At 56.2% G+C, this 21,667-nt stretch carries 16 protein-coding genes; 6 read left to right on the top strand and 10 right to left on the bottom strand.

The window, feature by feature from the left end:
* Positions 1 to 127 precede the first annotated feature (127 nt).
* Together ACXAD0_RS07605 and ACXAD0_RS07600 are read right to left on the bottom strand one after the other, a co-directional pair.
* Positions 128 to 3,004, bottom strand: coding sequence for a glycosyl hydrolase family 18 protein (locus ACXAD0_RS07605; RefSeq protein ID WP_475087772.1), 2,877 nt, complete (start codon positions 3,002 to 3,004; stop codon positions 128 to 130).
* 630 nt (positions 3,005 to 3,634) lie between these two features.
* Positions 3,635 to 3,844, bottom strand: coding sequence for a DUF3820 family protein (locus ACXAD0_RS07600; RefSeq protein WP_475087771.1), 210 nt, complete (start codon positions 3,842 to 3,844; stop codon positions 3,635 to 3,637).
* 208 nt (positions 3,845 to 4,052) lie between these two features.
* Here ACXAD0_RS07600 and ACXAD0_RS07595 point away from each other — a divergent pair, with 208 nt between their 5' ends.
* Together ACXAD0_RS07595 and ACXAD0_RS07590 are read left to right on the top strand one after the other, a co-directional pair.
* Complete coding sequence (locus ACXAD0_RS07595; protein WP_475087770.1) at positions 4,053 to 4,322, top strand: YMGG-like glycine zipper-containing protein; 270 nt, start codon at positions 4,053 to 4,055, stop codon at positions 4,320 to 4,322.
* Between the two features lie 205 nt (positions 4,323 to 4,527).
* Positions 4,528 to 6,801, top strand: a complete 2,274-nt coding sequence (locus ACXAD0_RS07590; RefSeq protein WP_475087769.1) for a S46 family peptidase — start codon at positions 4,528 to 4,530, stop codon at positions 6,799 to 6,801.
* Positions 6,802 to 6,865: 64 nt separating this feature from the next.
* On the opposite strand, the gene ACXAD0_RS07585 is transcribed toward ACXAD0_RS07590, so the two are convergent.
* The 5 genes from ACXAD0_RS07585 to dcd all read right to left on the bottom strand — a co-directional run bounded on the left by ACXAD0_RS07585 (position 6,866) and on the right by dcd (position 10,776).
* The gene (locus ACXAD0_RS07585; RefSeq protein WP_475087768.1) at positions 6,866 to 7,615 is read right to left on the bottom strand and encodes an alpha/beta hydrolase; all 750 of its coding nucleotides are present in this window, start codon (positions 7,613 to 7,615) and stop codon (positions 6,866 to 6,868) included.
* A gap of 512 nt (positions 7,616 to 8,127) precedes the next feature.
* Positions 8,128 to 8,661 carry a hypothetical protein gene (locus ACXAD0_RS07580; protein WP_475087767.1) on the bottom strand — a complete coding sequence of 178 codons (534 nt, stop codon included), beginning with the start codon at positions 8,659 to 8,661 and terminating at the stop codon, positions 8,128 to 8,130.
* 43 nt (positions 8,662 to 8,704) lie between these two features.
* On the bottom strand, positions 8,705 to 8,890 hold the full coding sequence (locus ACXAD0_RS07575; protein ID WP_475087766.1) for a hypothetical protein: 186 nt from the start codon (positions 8,888 to 8,890) through the stop codon (positions 8,705 to 8,707).
* A 29-nt stretch (positions 8,891 to 8,919) separates the two neighbouring features.
* The gene (locus ACXAD0_RS07570) at positions 8,920 to 10,155 is read right to left on the bottom strand and encodes a BaiN/RdsA family NAD(P)/FAD-dependent oxidoreductase (protein WP_475087765.1); all 1,236 of its coding nucleotides are present in this window, start codon (positions 10,153 to 10,155) and stop codon (positions 8,920 to 8,922) included.
* Positions 10,156 to 10,206: 51 nt separating this feature from the next.
* Positions 10,207 to 10,776, bottom strand: coding sequence for a dCTP deaminase (gene dcd / locus ACXAD0_RS07565; RefSeq protein ID WP_475087764.1), 570 nt, complete (start codon positions 10,774 to 10,776; stop codon positions 10,207 to 10,209).
* Between the two features lie 254 nt (positions 10,777 to 11,030).
* Here dcd and imuA point away from each other — a divergent pair, with 254 nt between their 5' ends.
* From imuA to ACXAD0_RS07545, 4 genes are all read left to right on the top strand, one after another.
* Positions 11,031 to 11,762: a translesion DNA synthesis-associated protein ImuA gene (gene imuA / locus ACXAD0_RS07560; protein WP_475087763.1), complete on the top strand. Its 732-nt coding sequence runs from the start codon at positions 11,031 to 11,033 to the stop codon at positions 11,760 to 11,762.
* Positions 11,763 to 11,780: 18 nt separating this feature from the next.
* Positions 11,781 to 13,298: a Y-family DNA polymerase gene (locus ACXAD0_RS07555; RefSeq protein ID WP_475087762.1), complete on the top strand. Its 1,518-nt coding sequence runs from the start codon at positions 11,781 to 11,783 to the stop codon at positions 13,296 to 13,298.
* Between the two features lie 422 nt (positions 13,299 to 13,720).
* On the top strand, positions 13,721 to 14,011 hold the full coding sequence (locus tag ACXAD0_RS07550; RefSeq protein ID WP_475087761.1) for a GIY-YIG nuclease family protein: 291 nt from the start codon (positions 13,721 to 13,723) through the stop codon (positions 14,009 to 14,011).
* Positions 14,012 to 14,451: 440 nt separating this feature from the next.
* Positions 14,452 to 17,616, top strand: a complete 3,165-nt coding sequence (locus ACXAD0_RS07545; RefSeq protein WP_475087760.1) for an error-prone DNA polymerase — start codon at positions 14,452 to 14,454, stop codon at positions 17,614 to 17,616.
* 18 nt (positions 17,617 to 17,634) lie between these two features.
* Here ACXAD0_RS07545 and ACXAD0_RS07540 read toward each other — a convergent pair whose 3' ends face one another.
* From ACXAD0_RS07540 to ACXAD0_RS07530, 3 genes are all read right to left on the bottom strand, one after another.
* Positions 17,635 to 18,648, bottom strand: coding sequence for an acyltransferase family protein (locus ACXAD0_RS07540; protein WP_475087759.1), 1,014 nt, complete (start codon positions 18,646 to 18,648; stop codon positions 17,635 to 17,637).
* A gap of 9 nt (positions 18,649 to 18,657) precedes the next feature.
* A complete protein-coding gene (locus ACXAD0_RS07535) occupies positions 18,658 to 20,610 on the bottom strand; it encodes an LTA synthase family protein (protein WP_475087758.1) in 1,953 nt (650 codons plus the stop codon).
* Between the two features lie 133 nt (positions 20,611 to 20,743).
* Positions 20,744 to 21,229: a pilin gene (locus ACXAD0_RS07530; RefSeq protein WP_475087757.1), complete on the bottom strand. Its 486-nt coding sequence runs from the start codon at positions 21,227 to 21,229 to the stop codon at positions 20,744 to 20,746.
* Positions 21,230 to 21,667 lie beyond the last annotated feature (438 nt).

Raw genomic sequence — 21,667 nt, 5'->3', positions numbered from 1 at the left:
ATCTCTACTACCCCCTCCCCGGCACTCGAGCCCGCGCTTTCCTGCGTGATCTTGAGGAGTGGACCGCAACAGAAAAGGGGCGCCTGAGCGCCCCTGAATACCTCGATTTACCACCCTGTGAAAGTGATCAGTTGCAGCTGGCCGGACCAATGGCCTCCCAGGTTGCGGAAACACCGGGCTCCTCACCCTGAGTCCACCACTTGGCGCGATAACGGGTGCCGTTGTGGTTCACCTCATCGCCGCCGTTATAGGCCGTCGCCGCATTCCAGGGCACATCCACATTGCTGACCAGCGCCCAATCTGCAGCAGTCAACCCCGGCTCCATCTGGGTCCAGTACTTGGCCTGCCAGACGAGTCCTTCATGGCTGACCTGATCCCCACCGAGGTAGGTGCTGCCGGCACTCCACGCCGGATAGCTGCCCGCATTCGGATCGGTCTGGCTACAGCCGTCTCCGGTTGAGCTGTTAGTCACATTCACCTGCACACTGGCGGAAGCACTGGCAATGCCATCACTCACCGTCACAGTGGCGGTGAAGGCCGTATTGGCTTCGACCTGCGGGGCCGTGAACGTGGCCGTTGCGGTGCTGCCATCGGCAACAGCAAGACCCGGTGCACTCCAGCTGTAGCTGAGTACATCACCATCGGCGTCGGTCGCATTCGCAGTCACACTCACACTGTCCCCTTCCACAACGGAAACACTGGCGGGCACAGAAACACTGGGCGGTGTATTGCCCGCGGGCAACAGGGTGACCACGACATTGTCGGTATCGGAAAACTCGCCATCGCTTACCGTCAGGGCAAACTCCAGCACGGCCTCCACACTCACTTCCGCCGCCGCGAAGCTGGCACTCACACTGTCCGCAGACTGCAGGTTTACTGGCGTGCCGCTTACCTGCGCCCAGCTGTACGTGAGGGCGTCACCATCTACATCGGCACTGGCTGCGCCATCCAGGGAAACGGTCGCGGGGGTGACCACACTCTGGTCCGCACCGGCATTCGCATCCGGCGCCCGGTTGGGCTGTTCGGCCAGAACGGTCACATCCACGCGATCGGTCGCCGCTTCCTGGCCATCACTGACGCTGAGTTCAAACGTCAGGACGGTATCGACAGAAACCTGCGGTGCAGTGAACGAAGGCGTCGCACTGGCAGCGCCCTGCAGCGATACCGCCGGGCTACCAATTTGCGTCCAGCTGAAAGTCAGCACATCGCCATCCAGGTCACTGGAAGCACTGCCATCCAGAGAGACCGGAGCACCGCTATCTACCGACTGGTCCAGACCGGCATTGGCAGACGGCGCTCGGTTGGCCATGCCATCACCATGACCGAGACTCTCGTGCATGGCATTCAGAATATCGCCATTGTCCGCATCGATCTCCCAGGCGAACAGACCCGCGAGACCATGACTGCGTGCATAGGCACCTTTCTGCATCACCGAAGTTTCGTTGTCGTAGGTAATCAGGTCACCGGTATCGGCCTTGAAGATGTAAGCGGCCTGGGCGGTACTGTCGTAGTATTCCTGCCACTGGCCGCTGGCAATTTTCCCGGCGATATCGCGGTAATCGACCACACCCGCTTCCCAGGTGCCGGCGACGGCACCGGTGGCGGTACCGGTCAGGTGATCTCCACCGGTCCAACCGGAAACCCCCGTCCAGCCGCGCCCATACATGGCCGTGCCCAACACCAGTTTCGAGGGCGGCACGCCAGCACCGATCAAAGTCTGGATACCGGTGTGCGCGTTGTAGTTATCGGTCGGATCCCAGCTCGGTGCGTAGATAGCAGTCTGGTGACCCAGTGACTCATTACTCCAGGCGCCGTAGAAGTCGTAGGTCATCACGAACAGGTAATCCATGTACTGCTCGACGTTCGCGTAATCGACATCCTCGATCTTGTCGGTACCCGCACCGATCGCCGAAGTGAGTTCATACTCACGTCCGGTTTCCTGTTCGAGCACGTCCAGCATGGCCCGCAACTCCTGCATCAGCAGGCGATAGGTTTCCCCATCCGTGGCCGGGTTACCCAGGCTCGTATTGGCACCCTGGCCACCGGGATATTCCCAATCGATATCCACCCCGTCGAAAAATTTCCAGGTGCGCAGGAATTCCTCCACGGAATCCACAAAACGTGTGCGCAACGCCGGATCATCAAAGAAGTAGAACGGGTCAGACAGGGTCCAGCCACCAATCGACGGCAGGATCTTGATATCCGGATAGGCCTGCTTCAGCTCCATCAGCTGACCAAAGTTGCCCTTGTAGGGGTCAGAGAAACTCTGCCCGGCCTGGGACTTTTGCAGTGCCGCAAACGGGTCGTGGATGGAAACCTTGAAGTCTTCGCGGCCGGAGCAGGAACGCTGCAGGGCCTGGAAGCTGCCTTCAATTTCCTTGAGGCTGTCATTGATACCGTCACCCCCACAAATGGGGATAAAGCCATACAGGATATGGGTAAGGTTGTAGGCCGGAATTTTGTCCACCGGGAACTTGCGTCCGTAGACGCCCCACTCCACAAAGTAAGCGCCGACCACCGAGCCACTGGTATTGGTGTAGGGCTGGTTATTCTCACCGTCGGTGAGCACGATCGGATCCAGGTGACTGCCATCGGTATCGGCGACGACAATGTCGGTGACTGCGGAACTGCTGCAGCCGGAGTCATTACACAGCGCGACCTGCAGTTCATACTGGCCGCCTTCGCTGATTTGCAACGTGGCAGTGCCGGTCTGGCTGCCCGTGCCACTCACGGGCTGTTCGAGCACAACCTGTCCGTTGAGCAGGTACTGCGCGGTATCGGCATCATCACCGGACCATTTGGACCAGGCCACCGGAACTTCGGCGTAGTCTTTGATGGTCACCAGCTGTTCGTAGGCGGTGGCCGCCTCATCGACTTCGATCACCGCAAAGCTGGTTTCCATCCAGTCGATGGTAGGGGCGCCCGGGGCTGCAAGCGCGGGCGAACTAACGAGACCAAGTGCCAGCAGCGCGCGCCGCCAGCCCTGGAATTTGGGGGTTTGCATTGGATTCACCTTGAGCATTTTTTATTGTTGGCGAGCCTCTGCGGCACCATGTACCGGGCTCGACTGTGTGTACTGCGAACCTCTCAATGACATCGCTGTCATTTTTATGACAGCGATGTCATTGCCCGATCAACTTATCCCCAACCATGTACTCCTGACCAGCCCGCGAGCACTGCAATTGGATCCTTGTCACAAATATGACGCAAATAGATACAAATTCATGCTCAATAGTCAGGATACATACACAACAGAAATCTAACCGAAGGGAAAACAGGAGGAAAAGGTGGAACTCCGAGTACCTGCGCAAGGGCCCTCGTGGCAAAGCGGCGGGATCGAGACAGGGGTGGGACACAATGGAGATAAATCCGATCCGGGAATTTCCATTCCCCCAAAAGATAAAGCGGCCGAATTCATTTCGACCGCTCCCTCTCTTTAAGCTGACTGGAGTCTTCCCGCTGTTCACCTCGCTGAAGTCATTCAGACCAGTGGATACCCACTTAGGGTATATGATCTCGGGCTAGCTCAGTCTCCGTTACGGACCGCTTCTTCTTGCTGCTCCGCGATGCGAAGCTTACCTAGGTACTACCTATTCTAGTGTGCGCTCGCGTCTTCCACACCGGTTCAGCGCGTTTATTTGAGCGGTTTGATCAGCCCCTCGAGCCCTTCGATTTTGATTTCCAGTGTCAGCGCCAGCAGCTGTCCCAGCCGGCCGGCGGGGAAGCCTTTTTTGGCAAACCACAGAAGATATTCCTCGGGTAAATCAATCAGTACCCGTCCGGCATATTTGCCAAAGGGCATTTTCATGCGCGCAATTTCTACGAGATCCTGCTTTTCAAACACACTGCTTTCCAATTCCAAAAAGGTGTCACTGCCGGGAAATTGTGGGGATCACCCGATCGCCACCATAGACTTCCGCCGTCGAACTGCTCCCGGACTGTAACCGGGCCAGGCCCGGTACTCTACCCAAGGCCAGCGATTTGCCCAAGCGTTCGCAGTTGGAGCGAGATTCTTCTTTCGGCTCATGCCATCGAAAACAGGAGAGCTTTGTATGCAATTGCTTAAACGCTCAGGGCTGGCGTCCCTGGTGATCGTCGCTGCAGCATCCACAGGTTGCGCGAACATGAGTGATACCGACCGCCGTATCGGTACCGGTGCGGGCATCGGTGCTGTGACCGGCGCTGTGATTTCCGGGGGCCGGCCCGGTGGTACCGCGCTGGGTGCCGTAGCCGGCGCAGCGGGCGGTTACATTTATGACCGCAACAAGAAGCGTCGCTATTACTACGACCGCTACGGCCGTCGTCACTACTACCGTCGCTAGGTTTCCTTTCCTGCTCTCTCAGGTCCGGGGCAGAACCCCTGCTCCGGACCCTGCCATTCGCGTCAGGCCATCCACTCGTCTCGCCTGTCCGTACACCAGTCCCGACGCTATTTTCATTGCCGCGAATCCGTGGAACTATGCGCCACCCTCAGTACCAAAAGTACTGAACAAGTTTTAACCAGAGTAGATTTTTCAAGGAAACCCCGTGAGAAAAATAAGCACCTCCAGCCTGCTGGGTTTACCCCTGGCAGCTGCGCTATTGACAGCCTGTGACAAGCCTGCCCAGACGCCGACAGACACCCAGGCAGATAGCAGCAAGCCCATCTCCACCGAAGGTATGTGGATGCCGAGCCAGCTGCCGCAGCTTGCCGACAAACTCAAGGAAGCGGGTCTGGAACTGGATCCTAACACCATGACCGACCTGACCAAGTTCCCCATGAACGCGGTCATCAGCCTGGGCGGCTGTTCGGCCTCCTTTGTTTCCCCGCAGGGATTGGTAGTGACCAATCACCACTGTGCTTACGGCTCCATTTCCTACAACTCCACCGAAGACAACGACCTGCTGGCCAACGGCTTCCTCGCCAAAACCCTGGAAGAGGAAGTGCCTGCTGCACCGGGATCCCGCGTATACGTCACCGTCGACATGCAAGACGTAACCGATAAGATCAAAGGTAAGCTCAGCGATGACATGGACGGTGCCGCGCGCTTCAAAGCCATCGAAGATGCTGAGAAAGCGCTGATCGCCGCCTGCGAAGCAGATGAAGGCCACCGCTGTGAGGTGTACAGCTATTACGGCGGCGCCACTTACTATCTGGTCAAGCAACTGGCAATCCGTGATGTGCGCCTGGTGCACGCGCCCGCCTCGTCCATCGGCAAGTTTGGCGGCGACATCGACAACTGGATGTGGCCGCGCCATACCGGAGACTATGCCTTTTACCGCGCCTACGTCGGCCCTGATGGCAAGCCCGCGGATTTCTCCGAAGACAACGTGCCCTTTAAACCCAAGCACCACCTGACCGTCGCCACTGAAGGTCCGCAGGAAGGCGACTTCGTCATGGTGGCAGGTTACCCGGGCAGCACCAACCGCTACCGCACCGCCACTGAAGTGGATAACAACTTCAACTGGTACTACCCCACCATGCAGAAAGTGCTGGAGGAATGGTCCGGTGTGATCGGTGACGCTACCAAAGACGACAAGGACGCAGAACTGAAATATGCGAGCCTGGTTGCCGGCCTGAACAACTACTCCAAGAACTTCACCGGCATGATGGAAGGCTATGGCCGCAGCAACCTGCTGCAGCGCAAGCAACAGCTTGAGAAAGACCTGCAGGCCTGGATTGAAGGCAACCCGGACAATGCCAAGTACGCTTCCGTGATTGCTGACCTGCAGTCTCTGGTCGAAGAAAAGCAGGCAACTCAGGAGCGCGACCTGCTGATGCGCTACATGGGCCGTTCTGCCATGCTGAGCAGTGCCCGTCGCCTGTATCGCCTGAGCCTGGAAAACCAGAAGGCCGACATGGAGCGCGAGCCCGGTTACCAGGAACGCGACATGACCCGCTTCACCGAAAGCATGAAGCGCATCGAGCGCAACTTTGCCCCGACCGTAGACCAGGCCATCTGGACCTACTTCCTCAACCGCTACAACCAGCTGCCGGCAGACCAGCGTATAGAAAGCTTTGACGCTTTCTTCGCGGACGCCAACAGCGGTGATGCCCTGCAGGAAAAGCTGTCTGGCATGTACGCCAATACCGGCCTGACCGATGTCGACACACGTCTGGCCTGGATGGAGAAATCACCGGAAGAATTCCGTGCAAGTGATGACCCATTCATCCAGCTGGCAGTCTCGATTCATGACGACATGTATGCGATCGAGCAGAAAAACAAAGCCATGGACGGACGCTTTGCCGAGCTGCGTCCTCAGTACATGGATCTGCTGATTGCCTTCTACAAGGAGCAGGGCAAACCAGTCTATCCGGATGCCAACAGTTCCCTGCGCCTGACCTACGGTCTGGTCAAGGGCTACACACCACCGGCGGGCACCATCAAGGGTGCAGCTGACGGTAACGACGGTAAAGACGGTTTTGTTCCGTTCACCACCCTGCGTGGCATCGAAGCCAAATACACCGGTGAGGATCCGTTTGATTCACCGCAGGCACAGCTGGATGCCATCAAGGCGAAGAAATACGGACGTTTTTACGACGAGAAACTCGACTCCGTACCGGTCAACTTCCTGAGCACCGTGGACATCACAGGCGGCAACTCCGGCTCCGCCACCATGAATGGCAAGGGTGAATTGATTGGCCTGGCCTTTGACGGCACTTACGACAGCATCAACGCGGACTGGGACTTCAATGACAACACCCGCGCGATTCATGTCGATGTCGAATACATGCTGTGGGTCATGGAGAATGTGGACGGTGCCCACAACCTGCTCGAAGAGATGGGCGTGGCAGACAAAACAGAAAAAGCGGCTGACTGAGCCTTTCTGTTTTACAAAATAACCGGCGCTTTGCGCCGGTTTTTTTATGCCTGTGCGCAACAAATTAGTTGAGCATGCTGGCAATTTCCCGCTCGACAATCTGCTGCTGTTCCTCACGGGAAATCTGCGCAGGATTGTCGTTGTTCTGCAGGGTATCGGAGTAGTAAAACTGCGTGTGGTTACCCCCTTCGATACGTACATAGTTGGTGTTGGCCGGCAACTGGTTCTTACTGCCTTCGATATCGGATTCTGTGGTCAGGCCATCGACACTGCCCCAGATTGACGTAACCGGGATCTGCACGTCAGACAAATCGGTCAGTGCATCCGGGTATGCCGCGAGCAGGACAAGGCCGGCAATACCATCAGAAGGCGCTCGGTTATTGTCTACCCACAAGGCCGCGACAGTGCCGCCCAGCGAGTGCCCGGCCACAACCCAGTCGACCACTTCACTACGCCAGTGATTCTTTGCATAGGTTCCATAGTGGGTACCGAGAAAGCCAAAGTTAAACGGTGGGGTAACGACGGCCGCGTAGTAGCCCTGGTCAGCAAAGTGCCGGGCGATTGGCGCATAGGCACGGGGATCCTGGAAAGCGCCGGGATAGACAATCACGCCGCGGTTGGAAACCGGTGCGACCGGCTCAAAACCGAAAAACAGGGAAACGCCGACAAAATTGCGTTTCTGGAAGACCGAGACTGAGGGCGATGACGTCATTGCCGCGTCCACTTCCGACTGGGCATCAGCGACGGCTGACTGATGCATAAACAACGCGACGATCGCGAATACAGAACCTCTGATCAATTGGGTCGATATCACAATGTTCTCCTAAAGAGTGCAGATTATTTTTATGGGTGCTAAGGCAAACCATTGCTCCTCTCGACAGAGAAAAGTGAACCACTCCATGGTCTGCGGGCGCTGCTAAAACAACAGGTACTACAAACAACATAAAGACATATTGACATAACGGCATATCTACATATCAATATATCTTTCTTATACGTTTACGCAGGCCCGCCGCGCAAGAGGGGAAACCAAGCCGAAGCGTTTCAGTGGCGGTTTTTTCTACTGGAAACAGGAAACCTGTGACTTACTGCCGCAACCGACGCCAGGAATGGCGGGAAAAAACACGAAAAAGAAAAGGGTAAGAAAAGAAAAAGAGAAAGAGAAAGAGAAGAGAAGCGAAGAAAGGCCATTCGACCTGATCGCCCGCTTCCCACGGGAACCATTCTGGAGCCCCGATTGAAAGGCTCTCCGGTACACACGCATTCCGTGCCCATCTCGCGGACCTGGTGATGGCTAACGCGAGCCCGCCCGGGCAGCGCACGGCTTTACTGCATAAATACGTCCGAGTTTACGTTCAGCTGCATGATCTTGAGCGCTTCGGACTCCAGATTGAGCCCCATCAGGATGACCGCTTCACCATGCTCATAGGTGGCTTTGATCTTGTAGTTACAGCGCTCTACCGGCGTTTTGCTTTGCATGGCATTGATACACCCGGCCTGCTCAACACTATCCAGTGAGGTGAACGCACCGAGCTTATTGAAATAGCGGAACAGATTACGAGATTGCGCCTCGTCGACGCCCTCAAGCCACAGCTTGCTCAAATCAGATTTGGCCGTGTCATAGTCCCAGGGGGATTGAGACTGGAGAAACCCGGAGATAAAGGGCTCTGCAACATCGACAAACTTCTCGGAAGTATTGGACGTTTTCACCAGCGCCCAGATCACCAGTGCGAGCAACAGCGCAAACAGGACACCGAATCCGATCAGGACTTTTTTCAGTACATTCCACAGACGACCGGATGTCGGCCCGTCACTATCCGCAAGGTTTGCCGCTGCCGGCTGGTAAGGATTGGTATCCATAAACGTCGAACTCTCGTTATTTTTTAGTGCCTGACTGCCGGGCTCAGACCAACTTGGTTTTTGTTTTCCCGCAACGTTGGCAGCGATACTCCGTGACCAACTTGCCCTGCTTCACGTCAAATTTACGCTCGGTCACCACTTCCCACTTGTGAAAGCCATCCCTGCACAGGCTACTGCCCTTGTGCTTCTGCCAGGCGGTCTTGCGCTTGAATGGAATGACGTCTCCCATAATCTACTCTCGTTCAGCCCGCAGGTTGATTACACTACCTCACCAGCCGCATTGGCCGAGGACCAGGCCCATTGAAAGTTAAACCCGCCCAGCCAGCCAGTGACGTCCAATACCTCACCAATAAAATATAACCCCGGCTGGGTGGTACTTTCCATGGTGCGTGAGGAAATCGCGTTGGTGTCCACACCGCCCAGCGTGACTTCCGCAGTTCTATACCCCTCGGTGCCGGAGGGCACCAGCTCCCAGTGCTGCAACTGCCTGCCAATCTCTGCGAGCTCACCCTGGGCATAGTGCTTGAGTGCACGGCTCTCGATGGGCTTCCCCTTATCCGGGCTGCCGGCACCCGGGTGGTTCAGGAAAAACTGCACCAGCTTCTTTGTCCACAGGTCAGCCAGCACCGTATGCAGATAAGCATCCGGACGCTGGTGTCGCTGCGTGTCGAGCCATTCCGGCAGATCCATGTCGGGCGCGAGATCAAAAGTCACCGACCTGCCCTCTTCCCAGTGAGCCGATACTTGTAATACCGCCGGCCCGGAAAGCCCCTTGTGGGTAAACAACATCTGCTCACGGAAGCTGCCATTTCCACTGCTGGCATGCACCGCCAGTGAACTCCCCGGCAGGGACTCCTGCTTCTCCAGTGCACGACGCGACAGGGTAAACGGCACCAGCGCCGCGCGGGTCGGCACCACCGCGATGCCAAACTGTCGGGCAATGTCGTAGCCAAATCCGGTCGCCCCCATGGTGGGAATCGACAGGCCACCGGTTGCCACCACCAGCGAGGCACAGCGCACCTCACCCAAACTGGTCGTTACCCGGTAACCCTCTTCCCCGGCGACAACGGACTCGATATGGCAACGCGTACGGACCTGGGCACGGGCACTGCGGCACTCCGCCAGCAACAGGTCGACGATATCCTTGGATTTGTTATCGCAGAACAGCTGCCCGAGGGTTTTCTCGTGGTAGGGAATTCCGTGCTTTTCCACCAGCGCGATAAAGTCCCACTGGGTGTAACGCGCCAGCGCCGATTTACAGAAGTGCGGGTTCTGGCTGTAGAAGTTTTCCGGTGAGGTGTACAGGTTGGTGAAGTTACAGCGCCCACCACCGGACATCAGGATCTTTTTGCCCACTTTGTTGGCGTGGTCGACAACCAACACCCGACGCCCGCGCTGCCCCGCGATCGCCGCGCACATCAAACCCGCCGCACCGGCGCCAATGATCAGAACATCGACGTGTTCGGGCAGGGCTGGCTGGGAGACATCTTTCATAGGGGAGGGAGCGTTGGCCGGGCAGCCTTTAGTCTAGCCCGGCCGGACGGGTCAGGCGCGCGGCAGGGTAACGCCGCGCTGGCCCTGGTACTTGCCGCCGCGATCCGCATAGGAAACGTCGCAAACCTCATCGGACTCAAAGAACAGCATCTGCGCCACACCCTCGTGGGCGTAGATCTTCGCCGGCAGGTTGGTGGTATTGGAGAATTCCAGGGTGACGTGCCCTTCCCACTCGGGTTCCAGCGGTGTCACATTCACAATAATGCCGCAACGCGCGTAGGTGGATTTGCCCAAGCAGATGGTCAACACGGAACGCGGAATACGGAAGTACTCCACGGTGCGCGCCAGCGCAAAGGAATTGGGCGGGATGACGCAGGAGTCGCCCTCGACATCAACAAAGCTGTTCTCGTCAAAGGTCTTGGGGTCAACGGTGGCGGAGTGCACGTTGGTGAAGATCTTGAACTCACCGGCACAGCGCACATCGTAGCCGTAACTGGAGGTGCCGTAAGAAATCAGGCGATCGCCGTTGCCATTGCGGCGCACCTGGCCCGGCTCAAACGGCTCGATCATGCCGTGCTGCTCGGCCATGCGGCGAATCCACTTATCGGACTTGATACTCACTTTGCCCCCTCCCGGTACGCTGGTCTCGGGCCCCAAAACAGGCCCTGTAAAGGAGGCGAATCATAGCGGGTTTGGCCTGTTCAAAAAAGTGCCAATCTCTACCAGGCAGTCTTGCACACCCTGTACAGGTACTGTATAAATCGACAGTAATTGCTGTACAGATATACAGTCACTCCCGCAGAAGTCGCCCAAACACGGACGCAATACGGGGGTAAATAGGTGGCCAAGCGCGCCCCCAAGGGAGACCAGAAATCGTGAACAACGCCGAAAACCTCATAGAAAACAATCAGTTAAAACTGCAGGGCGAGCGCACACAACAGGATACCCAGCAGCCCCCACAGCTGAATCAGCTCCTCGCCCGCGCCGATATCTGGCAGGCCGCCAATGAGCACCGTCGCCAGCGCAGCGGTATCTCCACGGGTCATACCGCACTCGACGCCCTGCTGACCGGACACGGCTGGCCGCGCGGCGCCACCACTGAGCTACTCGCGGACCAGACCGGTATTGGCGAAATATCCCTGCTGCTGCCCACCCTGGCAGAGCTCACCCGCAACGAACAAATGGTCATTCTGGTCAATCCGCCACATATTCCCTATGCGCCCGCCCTGGCAGCAGCAGGCATCAAGCTCGAGAAACTGCTGATCCTGCATCCCCACGGCCCGCGGGATAGCCTCTGGGCCATAGAGCAATCCCTGCAGTCCGGCTGTTGCGGTGCCCTGCTCAGCTGGCAGGGCCGCCAGGCACCCGCCGATAAAGATCTCCGTCGCCTGCAAGTTGCAGCGCGGGAGGGCGATTGCCTGCACTTCCAGTTTCGCCCCCAGTCCAGCGCCAACAGCCCTTCCCCTGCCAGCCTGCGTCTGCAGCTGTGCGGTAGCGGTGACCAGCTGGCACTGAAACTGCTCAAGCAGCTCGGCGGCCGTTCCGGCCAGCAGTTGAACCTGGCCCGCGCCCCGGAGTTGTGCCGGCGCGATCAGCCACTGCATTAATCCCCTGCGGAGGCGCTCATGCTCTGGCTTTGTATCCAATTACCACAGCTGCCGCTTCAGGCCCTGACCCGCGCACAGCGTGAACAAAACACGGCTCAGGCGCAGGCAGTGGTTGAGCAGCAACAGATCATCGGCAGCAACCCTGCCGCCCGCGAGCGCGGCGTCGACACGGGCCTCACCATCGCCACCGCCTGTACGCTCTGTGCCGACCTGCAGATACTCGAGAGAGATACAGAGCGGGAAAACCAGTTATTGCAGGAGCTGGCCCAGTGGGGCTACAGCTTTACCCCGGTTGTTTCCCCCCGTGCGGCAGCCCCTCTGGAGGGCAGCAAACACGGCGACGATGGTCAATATGCCTGCCTGTTTCTCGAGCTGAGCGGCTGCCTCAAGGCCAGCGGTGGTTTGCACCCCATGCTGCAGCAGCTGCACACCGAGCTGCGTGAAATGCGCATCTCGCATTTTATGGGCCTGGGCCACAGCCCTAGCGCCGCGCGCCTGCTCAGCCAACTGCCCGAGCATCGCCAGTGGCTGGCAGAGGCCAAGGTGCCGCCTACGCCACAACAGTGGAAACAGTGGATCAGTTTCGCACCCAGCAAACTCCTCGACTGCAATCACAAGACCGTGGCCAAACTTTATGCCAGTGGTATCAAGCGGGTCAGCCAGTTACTGGCCATCCCCCTGTCGGAGGTCGGCAGCCGCTTTGGCCGCACGTTTGTGGATTACCTGGCACGCCTCAATGGCACCCGCCATGACCCGGTGCCCAGCTACCAGCCGCCACCGGAATTCCACAGCGAGCTGTTTTTCCCCAGCCCAATGGATAACAGTGAGCAGCTACTTTTCCCCGCCGGCCGACTGGTGCGTGAATTGTGCCAGCAGCTACAACGGCGCCAGCTGTATACCCAGCAGTTACGCTGGAAGCTGGACTTCGGCCAGCAGGGCTGCAAAGTCATTGGGGTGGAAATTTCGCGACCACAACTCGATCCGCAGCGCCTGATCGCCCTGACCAAGCTGCAGCTTGAGCGCATCACACTGGAACAACCAGTACAGGCACTCAGTCTCACCTGCGACCAGCTGGTGCGACTCCATGATGGGGATCTCGACGAAGACCTGTTCGGCGCGGGCAGCAAGGTCAAACGCTGCCATCAGCTGATCGACAAACTCAAGGCGCGCCTCGGGCATGAGAGCCTGTCAGGTGTCACCCTGAAAGAAAGCCACCTGCCCGAGCAGGCCTGGCAAAGCGCGGATACGCTGCTACTCAACAGCCACAGCCGCGGCCACCAGGTACAGGCCGTCAATGCCTCCCGTCCAAGCTGGCTATTACAGCGCCCGGATCGCCTCCAGTGTCGCGACCACCGACTGTTCTATCGCGGCGAGATCCAGCTGCTGCAGGGCCCCGAACGTATCGACGGTTATTGGTGGCAGCATCGCCGCCACGCGCGGGATTACTACATTGCCCGCAACGAAGAAGGCAGCCTCTACTGGATCTACCAGGACCTGACCTCCGAGGCCTGGTACCTGCACGGGATCTATGGCTGAACCTCAAGATGTTAAGGCGATTCCCCCAGCGCAAGACGGGAACACAGCGCACTGGCCACTCAGTAGTTCCAGGATACCCGCCTACGCCGGCATGACGACATCAACCGAACGCATTACATACAACCCCCCACCGCCGTCACCCCGGCGAAGGCCGGGGCCCAGAAGGAACTGGCAGTACAGTGGCGGCCTGGATACCAGCCTCCGCTGGTATGACGAAATCAACCGGAAGCATCACATACAGCCCCCCACCGCCGTCACCCCGGCGAAGGCCGGGCCCCAGAAGGAACTGGCAGTACAGTGGCGGCCTGGATGCCAGCCTCCGCCGGCATGACGAAATCAACCGGAAGCATCACATACAGCCCCCCACCCACCGCCGTCACCCCGGCGAAGGCCGGGGCCCAGAACACACAAAAGCCGAGCCCATGTACAAGCAACCCTGCGTCTACATACTCACCAACCAACGCAATGGCACCCTCTATACCGGCGTCACATCCAACCTTGTGCAGCGCGTGTGGCAACACAAGGAGGGGATGACAGATGGCTTCAGCAATAAGTACTCACTCAAAATCCTAGTGTGGTACGAGCTACACAACGTGATGGAGACTGCTATTTCCAGAGAGAAATGCATCAAAGAATGGCAAAGAGCGTGGAAACTGAAACTGATCGAGCGCAACAATCCTCAGTGGCATGACCTCTACCCAGGACTCACTTAATCCACTCCATACCGAGAGCGACTCCTCTCGCTGGGTACCAGCCTGCGCCGGCATGACGAAATCAACCGGAAGCATCACATACAGCCCCCTCACCCAGCGCCGTCACCCCGGCGAAGGCCGGGGTCCAGAGGGAACTGGCAGTACAGTGGCGGCCTGGATACCAGCCTCCGCTGGCATGACGAAATCAACCGGAAGCATCACATACCGCCCCCTCACCCAGCGCCGTCACCCCGGCGAAGGCCGGGGTCCAGAGGGAACTGGCAGTACAGTGGCGGCCTGGATACCAGCCTCCGCTGGTATGACGAAATCAACCGGAAGCATTACATACAGCCCCTCCACCGCCGTCACCCCGACGAAGGCCGGGGTCCAGAAACCAAAGGCCCTACAGCTCCGGCAATCACAAACCAGGATATACAGTAACAACGTCGCCCCCACTACCCATGCAGTACGCCGAGCTTTTCTGCCAAAGTAATTTTTCATTTCTCCAGGGCGCCTCACACCCACAGGAATTGATCGAGCGTGCCAGCGCGCTCGGTTACCGCGCACTGGCAATTACAGACGAGTGCTCACTGTCTGGTGTGGTGCGCGCCTATCGGGAACTGCAGGATTTACAGCAACAAGGGAAGCACACACCAACACTCATTTGCGGCAGTTTTTTTCGCCTGCATGACATCCCGTGTGAGCTGGTACTCCTCGCACCGAACAAGGCAGCCTACAGCGAACTCTGCCAACTCATTTCGACTTCGCGCCTGCGCAGTGAAAAAGGCAGCTACCAGACCACCCAGCAGGATCTGGCACACCTGCGTGAGCTGATCGCAATCTGGCTGCCCGGCAAGGCACCGCTGGAAATCCCCGAGACGATTCTGTCCAGCTTTACCGGGCGCCTGTATATCGCGTTCAGCAACCATCTTCTGCCCGAGCAAAACCGCCAGCACCAGGATTTGATGGCCTTCGCCAAACGCCTGCAACTGCCACTGGTCGCCACCAATGCGGCCCTGATGCACTGCCGCAGTCGCAAGCCCCTGCAAGACATCCTCAATGCCAACTACCACAACTGCACGCTGGACGCGCTGGGCTATCGGCTGGAACAAAATGCCGAGCGCTATCTGCGGCCTCTCAAGGATATCGCTGCATTGCACCCACAAGAGGCCATCGCCAACACCATGGCCATCGCCGAGCAGTGCCACTTCTGCCTCAGCGAACTGCGCTACCAATATCCGTCCGAAGTGCTGCCGCCGGGAAAAACCCCAACGGCATATCTGCGCGAACTGGTGGAAGACGGCATCACGATTCGCTGGCCCAACGGCCCGGAAGCGCGTATCGCCAACCTGATTGAGAAAGAACTCAAGCTCATCGCCGAGCTGGAGTACGAATACTACTTTCTCACTATTTATGACATCGTCAAGCACGCCCGCAGCCAGCAAATTCTCTATCAGGGGCGCGGCTCCGCCGCTAACTCTGTGGTGTGCTACTGCCTGCTGATCACCGAGATTGACCCCCACAAAATCGGCCTGCTGTTTGAGCGGTTTATTTCGCGTGAACGCAATGAGCCACCGGATATCGACGTCGACTTCGAGCACGAACGCCGAGAAGAGATCATCCAGTACATCTACCAGAAGTATGGTCGTTCCCGTGCAGGGCTTGCAGCCACCAAAATAACCTATCGCTTCAAAAGCGCTTTGCGGGATATCGGCAAGGCCCTCGGTATCGGCAGCGCCACCATTGAGCAACTGCAGGCTGAGCGCGCCTGGTGGGATACGATGGAGCAATTCCCCGAACAAATGCGCAAGGTCGGCATCGACCCAAACAGCACTGCCGGACGCATGCTGCCCCTGTTCATGGAGCAGCTGCGCGGCTTTCCCCGGCACCTGTCCCAGCACGTCGGCGGTTTCGTGATTACCGAAGCACCGCTCCATTCACTGGTGCCCATCGAAAACGCCGCGATGGAAGACCGCACTATCGTGCAGTGGGACAAGGAAGATATTGAAGATCTCAAGCTGATGAAGGTCGATATTCTCGCACTGGGTATGCTCACCGCCCTACGCAAGTCTCTCGACTATATGCGCCTGTACGGCCCCAGGCTCCGCTTGCAGGATATTCCCGCAGAAGACCCGGCGACCTATGAAATGATGTGCCGCGCCGACACCGTAGGGGTATTTCAGATTGAGTCCCGGGCACAGATGAGCATGTTGCCGCGACTGCAGCCTCGCAACTTCTACCAGCTCACAATCGAAATCGCGATTGTACGACCGGGTCCTATCCAGGGGGGCATGGTGCACCCCTACCTGCGCCGCAAGCAGGGGCTGGAACCCGTTACCTACTCCCACGAAAACCTGCGTCCCGTACTGGAACGTACACTCGGCGTGCCCATTTTTCAGGAGCAGGTCATCCAGCTGTCGATGGTGGCCGCCGGTTTTAACGGGGGCGAAGCCGACCAGCTACGTCGCGCCATGGCCAGCTGGGGCAAGAATGGTCACCTGTATAAGTTCCGCGAGAAACTCATCGATGGCATGCTCGCCAATGGCTATCGGGCAGACTTTGCCGAGCAGTTATTTGAACAGATGAAGGGATTCGGCTCCTACGGCTTCCCGGAATCCCACTCTGCCTCATTTGCGTTGCTCGCATACTTTTCTGCCTGGCTCAAACGCCATCACCCTGCGGCCTTCTACTGCGGCTTGCTGAACAGCCAGCCCATGGGCTTCTATGCCCCTGCTCAGCTGGTCTACGATGCCCAGCGTCACGACGTCAAAATCCTGCCAATTGATGTCCTCTACAGCCACTGGGAACACTATCTGGAACTCGCTGAGCGAACCGGCCAACAACCTCGCCTGCAAACCACAGACCTGGATGGAGAACACTCGCCAGCTAACCCACCTGAGCAGAATCAACCGGTGACCACTGAACCTATGCTGCGCCTCGGCATGTGCCTGATCAAAGGCTTTGACCACGCGAATGCCGAACGCATCATCGAGCACCGGGAACAGCAGACTCACAACTCCATTGAGACATTCCGGCGTATTGCCGGTATCAATAAAGAACAACTCGCACTGCTGGCCAGTGCCAATGCCTTCCACAGCCTGGAAGGCAACCGCTACCTGAGCACCTGGCAAACCCTGGAAGATGCCGGGCAACAAGCCCTCGCGGCCAGCCATGTGCCCACCAACTCCGTTGAGGAAAATACCTATAGCGATTACACCAGCACCGGCCTGAGCCTGGGCGAACACCCCATCGCCCTGCTGCGCCGTCACCACCGCTTCCGCAACCACCACACGGCCCGGTCGCTGAGCCAATGCCAAGATGGGGAGCGCGTAAGTGTGATAGGACTGGTCACCTGCCGACAGCGCCCGGGAAGCGCTTCAGGGGTGATATTCATGACTCTGGAAGATGAAACAGGGGTGGTGAACGTGGTGATCTGGGAACAGATCCAGAAACGCTACCGTGCCGAAATCCAGCAGGGAAAAATGCTCGAAATCAAGGGGAAGCTGCAGCTCAGCAGCCCCCCCGGATCAGCGCAGAGCAGCGAATACCAAACCACACATCTGATAGGCGAACGTATGGAAAATCTCAGCCGCAAGGAGATACAGAGAGTCCGCAGTTTCCGATAACGAGCAAAACGTCCACATTCAAGCGCTTACAGGCCTGCTGGTAGCAGTACTGAAATTACGCGCAAACCGTTCAACACAATAATAGGAAAAAGCCGCAAGAATGAGACCACCTACCGTAGACACCAAAAACAGTTCGGGCCAGTCGAGAGTCGGCCGAAAATACAAAACAAATGGGTAGTGAAACAGGTAAATCCCATATGAGAGCTTCCCTATCCAGACCAATACAGGGAGCTCAAGGAATTTTGCGTAGCCCAAAAGTACTGCCCATAGGATTAGTGCCGCCGAGACTTCTGCAAGCGCAATCCCGAAGTTGAAAAAAAAGCGGTCGCCCCACGCAACCATCCCAAATACAAACACAAACACGAAGATCGGTATCAGGAAAAAGATACCCGAGAACCGTATTTCCGAGCACACTTTCATGAACAATGACAGCAGAGCCCCGCATAGCAGCCCGCCCAGGCGAGTATCAAACCTGCTATACACTTCATCCCAACTGGCATCAAAGACCGAGATCAAAAGAACTCTCGCGGCAATTACCAGCGCATAAAGAACTGCCACCAGTAGAAGGACACCTATAATTTGCAGCCTGCGCAAGGCGAATAACAGGAAAAATGGCCAGATCAGATAAAAGTGAAACTCGACAGCCAACGACCATGTATGCCGTAAATAGTGGGGAAGACCGCCGTAGGCATAGCCATAATCACTTAGGTAAAGCAATGTAGCCAGCGCGTCGCGCCAGTGGAACTCATAAGAGGGCCATAAAAAAGGCGCAAACAGGAGATACAAAACAACAAGCAATACAAGCGCTGGATACAATCGCAAGCAGCGCCGCCAAAGAAATGTCCGTATCTCGACCTTACCGGTCGAGCCATATTCGACCAGTAACAGCGTAGTAATCAGGAAACCACTTAAGACGAAGAAAAGGTCAACCCCAAGGAAACCACCGGAAAAGCTAGGAACACGCGCATGAAAAGCCAGCACCAAGACAATACAAATCGCGCGAAAGCCATCGAGAGCACGAATATATGGCATAGTTATGGCCTACTTACCACGCTCCAACTCCCTGAAAAATTCACGTAAGCTGGGATGTACAGGCGCATTAACCTCAGAGGAGGCTGATTCTTCAAACAACCGTCGATTCTCATAAGCAACCATGCCAAAAGCACCATCGATACGAGAATCGGCAGATGCCATTGGATGTAACTCACCACCTCTCAGCGGGTCGCCATCCACCTCATAGCACTGGGCACCACCGAAAAAGTCGGAGACATCTGCTGCACTGGTCGTGGCCCAACATGATTGGTATGCACCCGCACACTCTGACTTAGCAGGCAAGCAAAGCTGATGCGCTTCCCGTAACGAGATCTGCCCCCCCTTCATCAAGACAGCCCAGGGACTCGCCACCTCATCAAACAAATCCTTGCCAATAAAGGTATCTGCATCAAACTCTGCACCCACCAGATTTAACAGGGTTACAGGAATATCCACCTGACTAGAGATTTGCTCCACCTCCTGAAACCCATCCATATCTGGATGATAAACAAACAGGGGCATACGGAAGAAATCTTCGGTCTGTCGTTCTTCACTCCCTCGGACACTTTCCGAAAAAGACCAAACTCCGTGGTCAGCGGTAATCAAAACAATAGTATTCTCCGCCAGTTCGCTATTCTCAAACTTTTCCCAGAAGACACCTAACGCGTAATCACTATAAAAAATCGCGTTCTCATACCCCCTATATACTTTTTCTTCGTCCTCTAGCAATCTCAGATCATTCGGCACATCTACTGGCCAGTCATAATCAAATGGATAGTGATTACTAATCGACATCACATGCGCATAAAAAGGCGCTTCTCGGTCAGACACTTTATCAATGGCCAATTTAAAAAACTCAGCATCAGACAATCCCCAGCCAATATAGTCAGGAGAGTCCAATCCCAAAGGCTCTACATCCGCATGGAAATATACCTCGCGGAATCCTTGCTGCGGCATGAATTGAATTCGGTTGTAAAATTTTCCGTAGTTCGCATGCATGTAAAGCGTTTCATAGCCATATTCAGCTAGCAAAGAGGCCAGACAATTCAGGTTTTTCTCACCCGGATACTCAGCGATAGATATCTTGGCATTATGGTCAAAAAAACCACAAATAATGGCATTCTCACCTTTTACCGTGTAATTGGTATTGGCAAAAAAATTTCGAAACAATACACCACGCTGTACGATGCGATCGAAATTAGGTGTCAGGCCTCTCTGGGATCCGTAGGCGCCGATAAATGAAGCACGAAACGACTCCATCGTTAACACAAGAATGTTGTATTTCTCTCGCTCTAAGTCTTCAGGTAAAAACTGGTCGTCCTCTAACACCTGATTTCTAAACTTGAAGTAAGACCAGTCTGAAAAAGTATCTTCAGAAACGCCGCCAAGAGGCATCAAGAAGGCATGAACAGGGTGCAAATAATGCGGCGAGAGCGTAAAAGCATTCGCTTTGCGCAGATCTGAGACAACAACACCAACCCAGAGTAGTAAGACAACGCCACTCAGAAAGAACGAGCCCGCAACAACTCCGGTACATCTATTCTTTACTCCATATCTCAGCCAGCACAAGTAAGCGGCATACAAAACAAGGTAAAGAGCACCTACCCGAATCAGTTCCGACTTGTACTCAAATGCCGACAGCGCCTTGAGGGAGTCACCCCCATCCCGCGCAAAGGGCAGGTACTCAAAATTGAAGAAGACCTGAAAATACTGGAAGTGCCACCAGTTGGTAACGGTCAACAAAAAACAGGCGGCAAGAATAATCAGCGTAATGACGACAGAAAGTCTGGGGAATCGCCATCCCAGGAGCAGAACCGCGGACAACACTAGGCAAGCTACCCCGAGCGAACTCGCAAGTCCAACCGGAATCGGGTTTGGCAAGCCAAAATAGGAAGTAAAGCTGATGGCCGATAGAGCAAGGACGACCAGAATAAAATCAAGCAGAGAAGTTCGCCGGCTCAATATGTTCACCTCTCAACCCGTCCAATACGGTACCTATGCACAAACAACAAACGACAAACGACAAACGACAAACGACAAAAAGTAAAAAGCCCCGCGATAGCGGGGCCTTTACTAAGCCTACTTAAACTAGAACTTAGAAACCACCGCGGCAGGAACCTGGCAGGTACTTCGGATCGACGCTAGTACCATCACCAGAAGCACCACAACGCCAGCCATAGATCAAAGCGCCTACGTCGGCATTGGTGAGAGTATCGCCTGCATTAGGACCAGTCATCGGGACCAGGGTTACCAGCTGACCATCAGTAACGCTCGGTGCGAGACCCTGAACGGCAATAGTGACCACACCATTGTCGTCAGTAGCAATGCTCTGTACGTACTTAGTTGCGGCGCTGGAGGATTCACAACCCCAAGTACCGCCAGTAGGCAAAGTAGAACCTACAGCAGACTGAACAGATTCAGTGATAGTGGTGCGGCATGCACTACCGGCAAGTACCACTTCAGACATTTTCGCGCGAACGGTGTAGTCCTGGTAAGCCGGCAGAGCCACAGCCGCCAGAATACCGATGATCGCAACTACGATCATCAATTCAATAAGAGTAAAACCCTGTTGTTTTTTCATTGTAACCGTCTCCATACAGACAATTAGATTGTTGGATGAATCCCGTGAGGAAGTCGCGTAAAACAATACAAGCAATGTGCCAATACGCGCAACCGCGAAACTGCAACAAAATCAAAGAATTAGCTGGGTATTTTTTAGGCAATTCGAGTTAAGCGTGTCACAGAGACTCACCAAGTGACAAAATTTGTCAGGTCCAAGCCGTTTGGGCAGGCAGGAGACATGGCAGCACGGAAGCCACTTTGGTCCCGGTCGCCGCTCAGAAATTGGGCGCCCCAATGAGCGCCTTCCTTATATGGCCTAAATGCGACCTAGTTGATTGGCCAACTCTGGCGAATTCGATATATTGGGGCTAAGCGCGCCAATTGGGCTGAGAGCGAAGCAACTCACCTTCTCCCGGGTAGCCCTATAAATCGTTTAAAAAACGCGCAAAATTCGACC

The sequence above is a fragment of the Microbulbifer sp. ABF4_148 genome (assembly GCF_056158985.1).
Note: the sequence above shows the minus strand (reverse complement) of the source record. Positions and strands in the feature narration are given on the sequence as shown.

Bases quoted from the DNA above. Each gene is read 5' to 3' on its own strand.
- ACXAD0_RS07570 (WP_475087765.1), bottom strand. From the start codon at position 10,155: ATGAAAGATGTCTCCCAGCCAGCCCTGCCCGAACACGTCGATGTTCTG.
- ACXAD0_RS07530 (WP_475087757.1), bottom strand. From the start codon at position 21,229: ATGAAAAAACAACAGGGTTTTACTCTTATTGAATTGATGATCGTAGTT.
- ACXAD0_RS07605 (WP_475087772.1), bottom strand. From the start codon at position 3,004: ATGCAAACCCCCAAATTCCAGGGCTGGCGGCGCGCGCTGCTGGCACTT.
- ACXAD0_RS07545 (WP_475087760.1), top strand. From the start codon at position 14,452: ATGCAGTACGCCGAGCTTTTCTGCCAAAGTAATTTTTCATTTCTCCAG.
- ACXAD0_RS07540 (WP_475087759.1), bottom strand. From the start codon at position 18,648: ATGCCATATATTCGTGCTCTCGATGGCTTTCGCGCGATTTGTATTGTC.
- ACXAD0_RS07550 (WP_475087761.1), top strand. From the start codon at position 13,721: ATGTACAAGCAACCCTGCGTCTACATACTCACCAACCAACGCAATGGC.
- ACXAD0_RS07595 (WP_475087770.1), top strand. From the start codon at position 4,053: ATGCAATTGCTTAAACGCTCAGGGCTGGCGTCCCTGGTGATCGTCGCT.
- ACXAD0_RS07580 (WP_475087767.1), bottom strand. From the start codon at position 8,661: ATGGATACCAATCCTTACCAGCCGGCAGCGGCAAACCTTGCGGATAGT.
- ACXAD0_RS07575 (WP_475087766.1), bottom strand. From the start codon at position 8,890: ATGGGAGACGTCATTCCATTCAAGCGCAAGACCGCCTGGCAGAAGCAC.
- ACXAD0_RS07555 (WP_475087762.1), top strand. From the start codon at position 11,781: ATGCTCTGGCTTTGTATCCAATTACCACAGCTGCCGCTTCAGGCCCTG.